13 protein-coding genes are annotated in these 13464 nt (G+C 71.7%); 8 read left to right on the plus strand and 5 right to left on the minus strand.

Going from position 1 to position 13464, the window contains the following annotated elements:
* Positions 1 to 5 precede the first annotated feature (5 nt).
* From AB0J71_RS06195 to AB0J71_RS06205, 3 genes are all read left to right on the plus strand, one after another.
* Positions 6 to 1292: a pyridoxal phosphate-dependent aminotransferase gene (locus tag AB0J71_RS06195; protein WP_352318375.1), complete on the plus strand. Its 1287-nt coding sequence runs from the start codon at positions 6 to 8 to the stop codon at positions 1290 to 1292.
* A 141-nt stretch (positions 1293 to 1433) separates the two neighbouring features.
* Entirely contained in the window at positions 1434 to 2078 is a 645-nt protein-coding gene (locus AB0J71_RS06200) for a GNAT family protein (protein ID WP_352318377.1), read from the plus strand.
* Positions 2079 to 2332: 254 nt separating this feature from the next.
* Positions 2333 to 5338, plus strand: coding sequence for a BTAD domain-containing putative transcriptional regulator (locus tag AB0J71_RS06205; protein WP_364413068.1), 3006 nt, complete (start codon positions 2333 to 2335; stop codon positions 5336 to 5338).
* A 256-nt stretch (positions 5339 to 5594) separates the two neighbouring features.
* Here the strand turns inward: AB0J71_RS06205 and AB0J71_RS06210 are convergent, their stop codons facing one another.
* Entirely contained in the window at positions 5595 to 7007 is a 1413-nt protein-coding gene (locus AB0J71_RS06210) for a methyltransferase (protein WP_352318381.1), read from the minus strand.
* 124 nt (positions 7008 to 7131) lie between these two features.
* Here AB0J71_RS06210 and AB0J71_RS06215 point away from each other — a divergent pair, with 124 nt between their 5' ends.
* Entirely contained in the window at positions 7132 to 7434 is a 303-nt protein-coding gene (locus tag AB0J71_RS06215; RefSeq protein ID WP_352318383.1) for a hypothetical protein, read from the plus strand.
* Here AB0J71_RS06215 and AB0J71_RS06220 read toward each other — a convergent pair.
* From AB0J71_RS06220 to AB0J71_RS06230, 3 genes are read right to left on the minus strand one after another with little or no spacing between them, the layout of a single operon-like run.
* A complete protein-coding gene (locus AB0J71_RS06220) occupies positions 7406 to 8383 on the minus strand; it encodes an NAD(P)-dependent oxidoreductase (RefSeq protein WP_364413070.1) in 978 nt (325 codons plus the stop codon). The two genes, AB0J71_RS06215 and AB0J71_RS06220, sit on opposite strands and share 29 nt — an antisense overlap.
* A 33-nt stretch (positions 8384 to 8416) precedes the next feature.
* Entirely contained in the window at positions 8417 to 9016 is a 600-nt protein-coding gene (locus AB0J71_RS06225) for a TetR/AcrR family transcriptional regulator (protein ID WP_352318387.1), read from the minus strand.
* The gene (locus AB0J71_RS06230; RefSeq protein ID WP_352318389.1) at positions 9013 to 9525 is read right to left on the minus strand and encodes a GNAT family N-acetyltransferase; all 513 of its coding nucleotides are present in this window, start codon (positions 9523 to 9525) and stop codon (positions 9013 to 9015) included. The genes AB0J71_RS06225 and AB0J71_RS06230 overlap by 4 nt, the downstream gene beginning before the upstream one ends.
* A 58-nt stretch (positions 9526 to 9583) precedes the next feature.
* Here AB0J71_RS06230 and AB0J71_RS06235 point away from each other — a divergent pair, with 58 nt between their 5' ends.
* The 4 genes from AB0J71_RS06235 to AB0J71_RS06250 all read left to right on the plus strand — a co-directional run bounded on the left by AB0J71_RS06235 (position 9584) and on the right by AB0J71_RS06250 (position 13063).
* Positions 9584 to 10063, plus strand: a complete 480-nt coding sequence (locus AB0J71_RS06235) for a helix-turn-helix domain-containing protein (protein ID WP_352318391.1) — start codon at positions 9584 to 9586, stop codon at positions 10061 to 10063.
* Positions 10064 to 10132: 69 nt separating this feature from the next.
* Positions 10133 to 10954 (plus strand): SURF1 family protein, encoded by an 822-nt coding sequence (locus AB0J71_RS06240; RefSeq protein WP_364413072.1) that lies wholly within the window; start codon positions 10133 to 10135, stop codon positions 10952 to 10954.
* A 10-nt stretch (positions 10955 to 10964) separates the two neighbouring features.
* The gene (locus tag AB0J71_RS06245; protein WP_352318395.1) at positions 10965 to 11708 is read left to right on the plus strand and encodes a tyrosine-protein phosphatase; all 744 of its coding nucleotides are present in this window, start codon (positions 10965 to 10967) and stop codon (positions 11706 to 11708) included.
* A 158-nt stretch (positions 11709 to 11866) separates the two neighbouring features.
* Positions 11867 to 13063, plus strand: coding sequence for an amidohydrolase family protein (locus AB0J71_RS06250; protein ID WP_352318397.1), 1197 nt, complete (start codon positions 11867 to 11869; stop codon positions 13061 to 13063).
* On the opposite strand, the gene AB0J71_RS06255 is transcribed toward AB0J71_RS06250, so the two are convergent.
* Positions 13060 to 13413, minus strand: coding sequence for a YkvA family protein (locus tag AB0J71_RS06255; RefSeq protein ID WP_352318399.1), 354 nt, complete (start codon positions 13411 to 13413; stop codon positions 13060 to 13062). The two genes, AB0J71_RS06250 and AB0J71_RS06255, sit on opposite strands and share 4 nt — an antisense overlap.
* Positions 13414 to 13464 lie beyond the last annotated feature (51 nt).

Here is a 13464-nt window from a genome sequence, read left to right on the forward strand (position 1 = left end):
CAAACATGACCGTGACCTTGTCCGCCACCTTGGCGGCGAACGAAGACATCGAACGAAGACGGCGCGCCGGGGAACGCGTGCTGCACCTGGCCTTCGGTGAGGCCGGTCTGCCCGTCCACCCGGCGCTGCGCGACAGGCTGGCCGCCGCTTCCGAGCGCAACGGCTACGGGCCGGTCGCGGGCGCGTCCGGGCTGCGGGCCGCGGCGGCGGGCTACTGGGCACGACGGGGGCTCCTGACCGACCCCGAGCTGGTCGTCTGCGGACCTGGCAGCAAGTCGCTGCTGTACGGCCTGCTCCTGGCGATCGGCGGCGACATCGTCCTGCCCATGCCCAGCTGGGTCAGCTACGCCGCGCAGGCCGATCTGGTGGGCTCCCGTCCCATCCTGGTGCCCGCACCGCCAGGAGAGGGCGGGGTGCCCGACCCCGACCTGGTCGTCGCGGCGGTCCGCCGGGCCCGGTCGGCGGGCAGGACGGTCAGCTCCCTGCTGGTCACGCTGCCCGACAACCCGACCGGCCGGCTGGCCACGCCGCAGACCGTCGCCCGCCTGGCGGCCGTGGCGCGCGAGCTGGACCTGATCGTGATCTCCGACGAGATCTACCGCGACCTGGTCCACGACGAGTCGGCCGGCTACACCTCGCCTGCCGACCTCGCGCCCGAGCGCACGATCATCACCACCGGGCTGAGCAAGAGCCTGGCGCTCGGCGGATGGCGGATCGGCGTGGCCCGGCTGCCCGAGGGCGCGCACGCGCTGCGCACCCGGCTGCTGGCGGTGGCCAGCGAGATCTGGTCGGCGCCGGCCGCGCCCGTCCAGGAGGCCGCGTCCTACGCCTTCGACGAGCCGCGTGAGCTGACCGACCGGGTCGCCGGCAGCCGGAGGTTGCACGGCATCGTGGCGCGGGCCGTCCACGAGCGGTTCACGGAGATCGGCGCCTCGGTGCCGCGACCTCAGGGAGGCTTCTACCTCTATCCCGACCTGAGCCACCTCAGGCTCGGCGGCTCCGCCGAGATCACCCGGATCCTGCTGGACGAGCACGGCATCGGCGTCCTTCCCGGACACGCCTTCGGCGACGACCCGTCGGCCGCCCGGGTGCGCGTGGCGGTGAGCCTGCTCTACGGCGACTCACCCGAAGAACGACTGACCGCGCTGAACAGCGCAGATCCCCTTCAACTGCCATGGATCGCAGCGAATCTGAACCATCTGTCCATGGGCCTGAAGGAGCTCGCTCTGGTCCGTCACGGCGTCGTGGGTGAACGTCACCCGGCGCTGGTGCCGGCACCATGTCACGGTTAGGCGAATCTTTCCCCAAGAGCTGGTTTACCATCCACCAAATCAGCCCTCTGACCTGCGGAAACACCGCACATCCAGAAACCCGGGAAAGATGGCTTCGAGAGCCTGGTTACGCGCGCGCCGCGCGAGCCTCATCATGTGCTCATGCCCGCTCTTGTCACCTTGTCCGGGCGCTCCGTGCGCCTGGAACCTCTCAGCCACGCGGTGATCGACGATCTCGTCGCCGCGGCGAGTGAAGACCGCTCCACTTACGCCTTCACTCGCGTCCCGGACGGCCGGGACGAGATGGTCTCCTATGTGGAGGCCGCCATGGCTGAGCAGGCGGAGGGCCGCACGCTGCCCTTCGCCATCCGGTGGCTGAACACCGACCGCGTGGTCGGTGCCACCCGTCTCATGCACCTGGAGTACTGGCAGGGCCCCATGCCCTGGCCTCCGGGTACACGGGGTGCGGTGGGCGACATCCCGTCCGTGGCGGACATCGGTTACACCTGGCTGGGCGCCTGCGCCCAGGGCACCGGCGTCAACCGGGAGAGCAAGTTCCTCATGCTCTCACTCGCCTTCGAGACCTGGAACGTCCACCGCATCACACTCAAGGCAGATGTCAGGAACGTCCGATCCCGGGCCGCCATCGAGGCCCTCGGCGCACACTTCGACGGGGTGCGGCGAGCGGATAGCCGAGGCGCCGACAACACGGTCCGAGATACGGCCTTCTACTCGATCCTGAACTCCGAATGGCCGCTCGTCCGAGAACGGCTGGCCATGCGGCTCGGACTGGTAGAGGCAGCGTAGGAACATCGGCAACGGCCCCGCCCATACTTTCCGGGCGGGGCCTGTATTTTTCTGCGTCCCCATCGGCTCTACATGACACGCCCCCGTGTCGGTGCGCCATGTACGGCCTGCCATCAGCATGCGGAGGCACGGTCAACACCTGATCAAAGGCGGATCAACGGTTCGTTCCGGCGATCAGCCCAGTTCTAGGTGGTAAGCGGTACTGGATCTATCATTTGGACACAAATCGTTCCATTGCCCGGGAGACAGACGGCATGGCTGGTCAGAGCGTTGAGGGCGGGCTGCGGTTCGCCGTGCTCGGTCCCGTCCGCGCGTGGCGCGAGGGGCAGGAACTCGACCTGGGCACCCCGCTGCAACGTTCGATCCTCGGCATGCTGCTCCTGCGGGAGGGCCGCGCGGTCACCCCCGCCGAGATGATCGACGCCGTCTGGGGCGAGGACGCGCCGCCCCGCGCCCTGGGCGCGCTGCGCACCTACGTCTCCCGCCTGCGCACGGTGCTCGAACCCGACAGGCCCGCCCGCTCCCGTCCGGAGCTGCTGACCTCCATCGGCCGGGGCTACGCGCTCCGCCTGCCCGACGACGCCCTCGACCTGACCCGCTTCGAACGCGGCATCGCCGAGGCCGAGGCCGCCCGCAAGGCCGGCCGGCTCTCCGCCGCCGCCGAGGGCATGCGGGCCGCGCTGACCCTGTTCGAGGGCGAGCCGCTGGCCGGCGCCGTCGGCCCGTACGCCGAGCACCAGCGCGACCGTCTGGCCGAACGCCGCGTCAGCGTCATCGAGACGCTCATGGACCTCGACCTGGAGCTGGGCGGGCACGCCGCCGTCGTGTCCGAGCTGATCGCGCTCACCGCCGAGCACCCCCTGCGCGAACGCCTGCGCGCCCAGCTCATGCTCGCCTACTACCGCTGCGGACGGCAGGGCGACGCCCTCAACGTGTTCACCGAGACCCGCCAGGCGCTGATCGACGAGCTCGGCATCGAGCCCGGCAGCGAGCTGACCGCGCTCCACCAGCGCATCCTGGCCGCCGACCCGGCGCTCACCCTCGTGCCGCCGCCCGCCGTCCCGGCCGAGCAGGCCGCCGGCGAGCCCTCGGCCGAGGAGGAGCCGCCCGCGCTCGATCTGCCCCGTCCGGCGCAGCTCCCGGCCGCCGTCGGCGACTTCACCGGGCGCAAGGAGGTGGCCGTCCGCGTCCACACCCTGCTGTCCGCGCAGTCGTCGGCCGAGGGCGTGCCGGTGGTGGCGTTGTGCGGCATCGGCGGCGTCGGCAAGACCACGCTGGCCGTCCACGTGGCGCACGCGGCCGACGACCTGTTCCCCGACGGCCAGCTCTACGCCGACCTGCGCGGTCACAGCGACGAGGTGACCGCTCCGGAGTCGGCGCTCGGCGGCTTCCTGCGCGCGCTCGGCATCCCGCCCGACGTCATCCCCGACGGCCTGGCCGAACGGTCGGCGCTCTACCGCTCGCTGCTGTCCGACCGGCGCATCCTCGTGCTGCTGGACAACGCCCGCGACGCCGACCAGGTCAGCCCGCTGCTGCCGGGCTCGCCGGGCTGCGCGACGATCGTCACCAGCCGGGCCAAGCTGGCCGACCTGCCCGCGGCCCGGCTGATCGACCTCGACGTCATGGAGCCGGACGAGGCGCTGTCGCTGTTCGCCTCCGTCGCCGGGCCCGAGCGGGTGGCCGCCGAGCACGGCGCCGCCATGGACGTGGTCGCCGCCTGCGGTTTCCTGCCGCTGGCCGTCCGGATCGTGGCCGCCCGCCTGGCCGCCCGCCCTTCCTGGACGGTTGCCTCGCTGGTGCCCAGGCTGGCCGACGAGCAGCGCCGCCTCGACGAGCTGCGCGTGGGCAACCTGGCGGTCGAGGCCACCTTCGCGCTCGGTTACGGCCAGCTCGAACCGGCCCAGGCCCGCGCGTTCCGCCTGCTGTCCCTGCCGAAGGGCCCCGACATCTCGATCGGGGCCGCCGCGGCCGTCCTGGCGATGAACGTGTACGAGGCCGAGGAGCTGCTGGAGTCGCTGGTCGACATGAGCCTCCTGGAGGCCACCGCGCCCGGCCGCTACCGCTTCCACGACCTGCTCAGGCTGTTCGCCAGGCGCGTCCTGGACAAGACCGAGCGCCCGCAGGACAAGACGCTGGCGCTGCGCCGGCTGCTCGGCTTCTACCTGGCCTCGTCCCGGTCGGCCCACCGGCTGGCCTACGAGGGCAGCATGATCCCCGACAACCTGGCGGTGGTCGGCAGCGGGCTCACCTTCACCACCGTCGACGAGGCCGTGGCCTGGCTGATCTCCGAGGGCGACTCGCTGTTCGCGGCCATCAACCAGGCCGCGACCACGTCCACGGCCGGAGAGCAGCTCCTGCCCGCCGCCGACATGCTGGTGGCCATGGAACCGCTGCTGGAGGCCGGTACCCACACCCGCGAGTTCGACCAGGGCACCCGCGCGGTGCTCGCCGCCGCGCTGGGCCTGGACGACGAGGCGAGCGAGCTGCGCTCCCGGTACGTGCTGGGCCGGGTGCTGTTCGCCGGCAACCAGCTCTCGGAGTCCGAGGCCCACTTCCGCCGCGTGTACGAGCTCTCCGACGCCCGCGGCGAGAAGATCGTCACCGGCGAGGTGCTCAACGCGCTGGCCGTCGTCGTGGGCCGGCAACGCCGCCACACCGAGGCTCTCACCCTGTTCGACGCCGCCTCCCGCTACTACCGTGAGAACGGCGTCCCCGCCGGCGAGGCCCTGGTGCTCAGCTACTCGGCCCGCGACCACCTGGGCCTCGGCCACGCCGACGACGCCATCGCCGCGGCGGAGAAGGGCCTGGCCATCTTCACCGAGATCGGCAGCGGCGCCGGCACCGCCCGCGCCCGCTACCACCTGGGCATCGTGCTCAGCCGGGTCGGCCGGCTCACCGAGGCGGTGCACCACCACGCCGAGTGCCTGGCCTTCTTCCGCTCCAGCAAGCAGCGGGTCTGGGAGCAGCGCGTGTGCTCCCGGCTGGCCGAGACGTTCATCGCCGCCGGGCGCTACCCCGACGCCGTACGCCACGCCGAGCAGGCGCTCCTGGTCTCGCGCGAGATCGGCCATCCCTACGGAGAGGCGCTCTCGCTCACCGTGCTCGGCCGGGCGCTACGCGGACTGGGCAGCTCCGCCCGGAGCCTCGACTGCCTCAGGCAGGCCTACGACGTCTTCACCCGGCTCGGCGCCCCCGAGGCCGGCGACCTGAAGCTCCTGCTGGACAGCGTCGCCGTCGAACGGTCCGTCGTCGAGTCCTGAGTACAGCTCGTCGTCCAGACGTGTCATCCACACATGGTTGATCAAGGCTGTCCTTAGTCAATGCCGATGGCAGCCCGGCCGGTCATCCTGACCGCCACGCGTCGCCAGGGGGCCCGGTCATCCGGATGCTTCGCGTGACGGCTAGCCGCCTCACACGGACGACCGGCCGGGACTCGACGCGGACCTTCGAACCCCCCAGGCCCGCGTCTCGGTCAGAAGCCTCCACCGGCGCGGTCAACGTCGGATCAACGGTGAATCAAAGCAGGAAATAACCCTCGGCGATGAGCGGCCGGACCGCGTCGGCGTTGGGGATCTCGCCGTCGCCGACCAGCTCGGCGATCACGTTGAGCAGCGGCCCGAGCGCCAGCTCGCCGTCGCACACGCCGGCCAGGGCGGCCTCGACGGTGCCGACCTCCCTGCTGCGCCGCAGCCCCTGCGTCTGGCGCAGCACGATGCGGATCGGGTCCTCCGCGCCGGGCAGGCCGACGCGTTCGTCCAGCACGCCTTCGGCCGTGCGCAGCAGCGCCGCGTCGAGGTCGGCGGCGCGATGGGCGGCGGCGATGGAGTCGAGCACGTCGTCGACGTAGTCGCCGACCGGCAGGGCCACCTGGTGGGGCAGGTGCTCCACGCGCACGACCGGGTCGAGGGTGCCGGAGTTGCGCATGGTGATCCAGCCGAAGCCGATGCCCTCGACCTTGCGCTCGTCGAACCAGGCCAGCCACCGGTCGTAGTGGTCGGTGTAGCCCTTGGTGCCCTGCTCGGCCGCGTCCTTGAGCCACAGCTCGACGTATTCGGCCGGGTCCTGCACGTCACGCTGGACGACCCAGGCGTCGCAGCCGGTCTCGCGCAGCCAGCCGCCGACCCGGTCGTGCCAGTCTTCGCCCTCGACGTGCAGCCAGTTGGCCAGGAAGTGGGCCTGCCCGCCGGGCGCGAGGTGGCGCGGGGTGCGCCGGACCAGGTCGCGGCAGAAGTCGTCGGCCTCGCCGCCGGACTCGCGGTAGGTCAGCGTGCGCTCGGCCCCGGGGGCGATGACGAACGGCGGGTTGCTGACGACCAGGTCGAACAGCTCGCCCTCGACCGGCTCGAACATCGACCCCACCCGCGCGTCGACGCCGCTCACGCCGGACAGCTGCCAGCTCAGCCGGGCCAGCTCCACGGCGCGCGGGTTGAGGTCGGTGGCCACCACCTGCTCGGCCCGCCCGTCGAGGTGGAGCACCTGGACGCCGCAGCCCGTGCCGAGGTCGAGCGCGCGCGTGACGGGCCGGCGGCTGACGAGCTGGGCCAGGTTGGCCGAGGCGCCCCCGGCCCCCACGACGTGGTCGGCCCGCAGCGCCGGGTCGCCGGGCCTGACCTTGCGGTCGGAGACCACGTAGCCACCGGTCTCCCACGGCTGCAGGTGCACGGTCGCCCTGATCAGGTCGCCGTCGGCCGACACCAGCCCCGACTCCAGGACGGCGGCCGGCACGGATCTGGCCGGCACCGGCACGCCGAGCCACCAGAGCCTGATCAGGGTGCCCAAGGGGTCGCCGTCGGCGGTCGCCCGCAGGGCCGGGACGAGCTCCTCCCGCGCCAGGGCCGAGGCCGCCATGGCGCCGAGCCGGTCGCGGACGCCGTCGATCGTGTAGCCGGTTTCGAGGAGGTGATGGCGCAGTCGTTCCACGGACACCATCCTTTCACCAGCCACCGACAGTGCTCATACTGTTACTTACGCGCCCAAGTGTTCTGCAAGCCATGGACAAGTGGGTGGCGGTATCTCTAGGGGTGCAAGACGCCGTACCGAGGAGCGCGCCCCCATGCTGATCCCCTGCTTGGCCTGCGAGTCGCGATTCGGGCCCGACGAGTACTTCAACGCCTGCTCCGACTACAACCGGGGCCTGGACCTGGTCTCGTGGACCTGCCCGCGCTGCGGCAACCGCGACGACCTGCGCGTGCTGCCCGGCGAGCTGGGGTTCGGCTACCCCTCGCGCGGCAGGTTCGACGTGCACGACCGGCTGCGCGTGCCCGGCCTGCGCAGGCAGCGCGGCGACCTGCGGCTGGACATCTCCCTCGACCGCTCCCGCTGGCAGGTCAGGACGCGGATCCGGCAACCGGCCTGACCGGCGCGCACGCGTACGCGGGCGGCTCGCCCCGCAGCAGTCGCGCGATGTCCTCCACCAGCGCCTCCGCCAGCTCCTCCAGGCTCTCCCCGGTGGCCTCGCCGAGCCTGGGCGTGAGCACCACGTTCGGCAGCCTGGTCAGCGGGTGGGCCGGATCGAGCCATTCGCCCTCGAAGTGGTCGAGCCCGGCGCCGCCCACCTGGCCCTGGCGCAGCGCGTCCACCAGGGCGGTCAGGTCGTGCAGGGCGCCGCGCGAGGTGTTGAGGTAGATCGCGCCCTGGCGCATCGCGCCGAACTCGCTGTAGCCGAACAGGCCCCTCGTGTCCGGGGTCAGCGGCACGTGCAGCGACACCACGTCGGCCTCCGCCAGCAGCGCGGGCAGGGTGTGCGTGGCCTCGGGGACGTACGGGTCGCAGGTGACCACCCGCATGCCCAGCCCCTGGCAGCGCCAGCGCATGGCCCGGCCCACCCGGCCCAGGCCGACGATGCCGAACGTGCGTCCGGTGAGCCGTCTGCCGCGGTGGCGCTGGGCGGGGGGCACCCTGCCGCGATGGGCACGGCCCCTGCGCACCTCACGGTCGGCGGTGACGATGTTCCTGCTGACCGCGAACAGCAGCGCGAGCGTCAGCTCGGCCACCGCCTCGGGGTCGCGGTCGGGGGCGTGCAGGACGGTGACCCCGCGCTCGGCGGCCAGGCGCAGGTCGACCCCCGTGGGGGCGCCCAGGCTGGCCACGATGTCGATGTGGAGTCCGAGCACCGAGGTGCGAACCTGGTCGCCGTCGGTGATGAGCACGTTCGCGCCGGTCTCGATGACCAGGTCGGCGAGCTGCTCGTCGGTGAAGCCGACGCTCGGCCGGGGAGGAGCCTCGGCCACGTCGGCGACCTCGCCCAGACGGGCGAGCGCGCTCTCCGGCAGGTCGGGCAGCACGAGCGCCCGAGGTCTTCTCACATTTGGACAATAACACCACAGACGGTGCTCAGATCATTGCTCCCCGCGCTGGCGGAGACTCTGCCAGGCCGCCTCGCCCAGGCCCTTGATCTCTTCCTCGGTCGGGGTGTGCGCCCCGGCGAACCACAGGCGGCACATCTCCTGCGCCGGCCCGAGCCACAGGACGTAGCACATGGTGGCGTGGACGGGCTGGAGCTGCCCGTTCTTCATGTGCGGCTTCCACCAGTCGGAGACCTGGCGGAAGAACGCGCGCCTGGCCTCGGCCACCTCGGCGCCGCCCGGCTCGTGCTTGCGCGGCGGGCGCTCGCTGACCAGGATCCTGGCCCGCTCGGGGTGCTCGCCGGCCCAGCGCATGTGGAAGGCGACCACGGCCTCGATGCCGGCGCGGGCGTCGTCGTGCCGGACCAGCTCGGCGAGGAACTCCTGCTGGTAGGCGTCGAGGATCTCGGCGTACAGGACGCCGTAGACGTGTTCCTTGCTGGCGAAGTGGTGGTAGAAGCTGCCGACGCTTACACCGCTCTCCTCGCGCAGACTGGCCAGCGTGGTGGCCGAGACACCGTCCTGGCTGAAGCGGCGGAGGGCGCCCTCGATGATGCGGGTGCGGCCGTCGCGTCCGTTCTTGACACTCTTCACACTGTCAATGGTGTGCTACCAGAACCTTGTTCCGCAAATACTCCGGCCAGATCGATCATAGCGGTCACCTCGACCGTCCCCGACGCGACCTTCATCTCGGCGTCCGGCCACAGCCTGCGGACGAGCCTGAGCACCCGCCGGTTCTCGCCCATCACGTCCATCCCGACCGTACGCGCCCCCCGCACGGCGGCCCTGAGCAGCAAGGTGTCGACGAGCCGCGGGCCGAGCCCGTTCCCCTGCCAGCGGTCGGCCACGACGACGGCCACCTCGACGTCGGCGCAGCCGCCGCGGTAGCTCATGGCGTGCCCGACGATCTCGTCCCCGGCGGTGACGACGAGCGCGTCGCGGCGTTCGTCCAGGGTCAGCAGGGCGCGGACGAGGTGGGCGGCCGGGACGGTCAGGGCGGTGAAGAACCGCAGCGTCTGGGTGTGCAGCGACAACCCCGTCAGGAAGCGTCTGATCCGTTCCTCGTCGTCCGGGCGGACCGGGCGGATCTGGGTTCCGTGCATAGACCCAGCCTGCCCCTCAGGGCTGAGTCTGTCAATCGAACTCAGATATAATACGAAGATGAGCGTGCCGTTCCGATTGGGCTTCCGGGTGGACAACTGCTCGATCGAGCGCACCCTGGACATCGTCGGGGAGAAGTGGACCTTCCTGGTGCTGCGCGAGGCGTTCAGCGGCGTGCGCAGGTTCGCCGACATGCAGGCGGTCACCGGCGCCCCCCGCCAGGTGCTCAGCGCGCGCCTGGCCCGGCTGGTCGACGAGGGCCTGCTGCGCAAGGTGCCCTACCGCGAGCCCGGCCAGCGCCAGCGCGACGAATACCGGCTGACCGACAAGGGCCGCGACCTCTATCCGCTGCTCGTCGCGCTCATGCACTGGGGTGACAAATACCTGGCCGACGAGGAGGGCCCGCCGGTGCTGCTCACCCACCGCGACTGCGGCGCCCCCATCGAGCTGCGCTTCCGCTGCGCCGAGGGCCACGAGGTGGCCGGGCCGCGCGAGGTCACGCCGGTCCCCGGCCCGGGCCCCGGGCTGCGCACCGTCTGAGCGGGCGAGCCGCGTGAGGGAGCACCCGACCCCTGAGCGGGCGAGCCGCGTGAGGGAGCACCCGACCCGGTGCCTAACCTTGAAGGCGTGTACCGGTTCCTGCTGACGCCCCGATGGCTGGCGCTCCACGTCGTGGTGCTGCTGGTCATCCCCGCCTTCGTGTTCCTGGGCAGGTGGCAGTTCGGGCGTTTCGAGGAGCGGTCCGACAACAAGGACAGGGTGACGGCCAACATCGAGGCCGCCGCCGTCCCGCTCGACCGGCTCGCGGCTCCCGGCCGGCAGGTCGGCGAGGGCGACCGGTTCCGCACGGTCGTCGCGTCCGGCACGTACGACGCCGCCCACGGCCTGCTCGTCCGCCGCCGGCCGCAGGAGGGCCGTAACGGCTTCTACGTCCTGACCCCGCTGGTCACCGGCGACGGCACCGCCGTGATCGTCAACCGCGGCTGGATCCCGGCCGCCGCCAGCGCCGACGCGGCTCCCGAGGTCCCCGCCCCGCCCACCGGACAGGTAACTGTCACCGGGCGGCTACGTCAGAGCGAGACCGAAGACTCCACCGGCATCCGCGAGCGGTCCGGGCTGCCGGACGGCCAGGTGCTGCTGATCGACGCGGCCAAGATCGGGCAGCGGATGCCGTACCGGCTGGTGGGCGGCTATGTCGAGCTCACCGGGCAGCAGCCGCAGGCCGCCGCCGCGCCCGCTTTGGTGCCCGCCCCCGACGTCGGCTCCGGCGGCGGCCTCAACCTGGCCTACGGGGTCCAGTGGTGGCTGTTCATCGGCATCGCGATCGGCGGCTGGATCCTGCTGATCCGGCGCGAGGTGGCCGAGCAGAAGTCGGGGAAGCCCGCCGGTGAGACGGTGGCGGCCCAGGAGACGGAAACCGCCGCCAATTAAGGTGTGAAGGGTGATCCGCCACATTGAGTTCGCCAATCTCCGCAATTTTCGTGACGTAGGTGGATATGCCACCGAGGACGGGCGCACCGTCCGATGGCAGCGGCTCTACCGGGCCGACTCCCTGGGCTGGCTGGCCGGCGACGACCTGCGGGCCTTCCACGCGCTGCGCGTGCGCACCGTGATCGACCTGCGGCATCCCGCCGAGGTCGAGCGGGCCGGCCGGGTGCCGGAGACCGAGGGGCTGCGCTACCGCAACCTGCCGATCGAGGGCCGCCCCTGGGACATCGCCCGGTTCACCGAGGAGATCGGCGTCGAGCGCTACCTCGCCGACCGGTACCTGGAGGTGACCGAGGACGGCGTGGAGAACCTGCGCGCCGCCGTGGAGACGGTCGCCGTCGCGGAAAACGCGCCGGTCGTCATCCACTGCGCGGTGGGCAAGGACCGCACCGGCCTGCTCACCGCGCTGATCCTCTCGCTCGTCGGCGTCGCCGAGGACGACATCGTCGCCGACTACGCCCTGACCGGCCTGGCGACCGAGCGCTTCATCGCCGACCAGCGCACGAGGCACCCGGACACCCCGCTGTGGCCGGGGTTCGGCCGCGCCCCCGCCCGGGCCATGCGCCTGTTCCTGGACGACCTGATCGACCGGCACGGCTCCGTCGAGGGCTACGTCACGGGCGTGCTCCAGGTCGACCGGGCCACCATCGCCGAACTTCGCGAAAATCTCCTGACTGATTCGATCTCCCGCGGGTAGAAGCCGCCGGGGTCCGCAAGGGGCAGCATCCTCAAGGACCCCACAAGCCCGGGATCGCCCTCATCCCCCTCCAGGCGGTCCCGGGTTCGAATGCATGGATACCCAACGGATACGTCGCAGCTTGTTCGACGTTATGCCGCCGTCGTACGGTTACCTGCGTGACTACGCCGCTGCTCCCCGACCCTGACCCCCGGCGGCGCGACTATGTGATCATCTCTGCCGACGATCACCTGATCGAGCCTCCTGACCTCTTCGAGGACAGGCTCCCGGAGAAATACGCCGACGTCGCGCCCAAGGTCGTGGAGACGGACGCCGGTCACCAGGTCTGGCGCTACGGCGGTGCCACGTACCCGTGCGCGGGCATCGACGTGGGCGCCGGGCTGCCGCGCGAGCAGTGGACCCTGGATCCGGTCAGGTTCGAGCAGATGCGTCCCGGCTGCCACGACATCGAGGCCCGCGTCCAGGACATGGACGTCGCCGGCATCTGGGCCGCGCTGTGCTTCCCCGGCATGCTGGCCGGCCAGGCGGGCATGCCGTTCGCCCGCACCCGCGACCAGGAGCTCGGCCTCGCCCTGGTCAAGGCGTGGAACGACTGGCACATCGACGTCTGGGCCGGCACCTACCCCGAGCGGATCATCGGCCTGCAGCTGCCCTGGCTGCCCGATCCCGACGTCGCCGCCAAGGAGATCAGGGCCAACGCCGCCCGCGGCTTCAAGGCCGTGGTCTTCCCCGAGTTCCCGACCAGGCTCAGGCTGCCGTCGATCCACACCGGCCACTGGGACCCGTTCTTCGCCGCCTGCGAGGAGACCGGCACGGTCGTGGCCCTGCACACCGGCGACTCCTCCTGGTCGCCCGTGCCCTCGCCCGACACGCCCATCGAGGCGATCACCACGCTGATGCCCACCAGCGCCATGTTCGCCTGCGCCGACTGGCTCTGGTCGGGCCTGCCGCTGCGTTTCCCCGGGCTGCGCATCCTCATCGTCGAGGGCGGGGTCGGCTGGCTGCCGATGCTGGCCGAGCGCGCCGACTACGCGCTCGACCACCCGGTCGCCGGCGAGGCCGCCTGGGACGGCGGACTCAAGCCCAGCGAGGTGCTGCGCCGCAACTTCTTCTTCGGCACGCTCGACGACCACGCGCTGTCCGGCGTGCGCCTCGCGGTCGGCCTCGACCATGTGCTCCAGGAGAGCGGTTACCCGCACTCCGACTCGACGTGGCCCGACACCCAGAAGGCCGTGGCCGCGAACCTCGGCGCGCTGCCGCCCGCCGACATCGCCAGGGTCGCCTACGGCAACGCCGCCCGCCTGTTCGGGCACCCGCTGCCCTCGCGCGCCTGGTTGCGGATGGAGGAGATCTAACGCTCGTCCTCGACCAGCCTGGCCTGGATGATCTTGCGCTCGTGCTCGACGTAGCGACCGCTCTCGCCGAGCAACGAGGCGATCAGCCAGAGGAACACGCCGAAGTCGTCGGCCACCCCGATCAGCACCAGGAAGTCGGGGATGACGTCGACCGGCGACAGGATGTAGACCACGCCGAGCGCCATCAGGGCGAGCTTGCCCTTGCCCATGCCGTCGTAGCGGCCGCGGGTGACCGCGCCGATCATGCGCGGGATCGCCCGCACCCTGGTCATCATCCCCGGCGTGCCAGGCTTGGTCACCTCGCGGTACGTCCGCCACGCCGCCGCTGCCCGTGCTGCCTTCGCCATCATGACGATCCTCCTACCCCCGGCTTCTCACGACATAACGCGTCAGCCGGGTGA

Source organism: Nonomuraea sp. NPDC049637 (assembly GCF_040675235.1).
Classification (GTDB): domain Bacteria; phylum Actinomycetota; class Actinomycetes; order Streptosporangiales; family Streptosporangiaceae; genus Nonomuraea.

Excerpts from the sequence above, each read along its gene's own strand:
- AB0J71_RS06195 (WP_352318375.1), top strand. The coding sequence starts at position 6 with ATGACCGTGACCTTGTCCGCCACCTTGGCGGCGAACGAAGACATCGAA.
- AB0J71_RS06200 (WP_352318377.1), top strand. The coding sequence starts at position 1,434 with ATGCCCGCTCTTGTCACCTTGTCCGGGCGCTCCGTGCGCCTGGAACCT.
- AB0J71_RS06205 (WP_364413068.1), top strand. The coding sequence starts at position 2,333 with ATGGCTGGTCAGAGCGTTGAGGGCGGGCTGCGGTTCGCCGTGCTCGGT.
- AB0J71_RS06210 (WP_352318381.1), bottom strand. The coding sequence starts at position 7,007 with ATGGTGTCCGTGGAACGACTGCGCCATCACCTCCTCGAAACCGGCTAC.
- AB0J71_RS06215 (WP_352318383.1), top strand. The coding sequence starts at position 7,132 with ATGCTGATCCCCTGCTTGGCCTGCGAGTCGCGATTCGGGCCCGACGAG.
- AB0J71_RS06230 (WP_352318389.1), bottom strand. The coding sequence starts at position 9,525 with ATGCACGGAACCCAGATCCGCCCGGTCCGCCCGGACGACGAGGAACGG.
- AB0J71_RS06235 (WP_352318391.1), top strand. The coding sequence starts at position 9,584 with ATGAGCGTGCCGTTCCGATTGGGCTTCCGGGTGGACAACTGCTCGATC.
- AB0J71_RS06255 (WP_352318399.1), bottom strand. The coding sequence starts at position 13,413 with ATGATGGCGAAGGCAGCACGGGCAGCGGCGGCGTGGCGGACGTACCGC.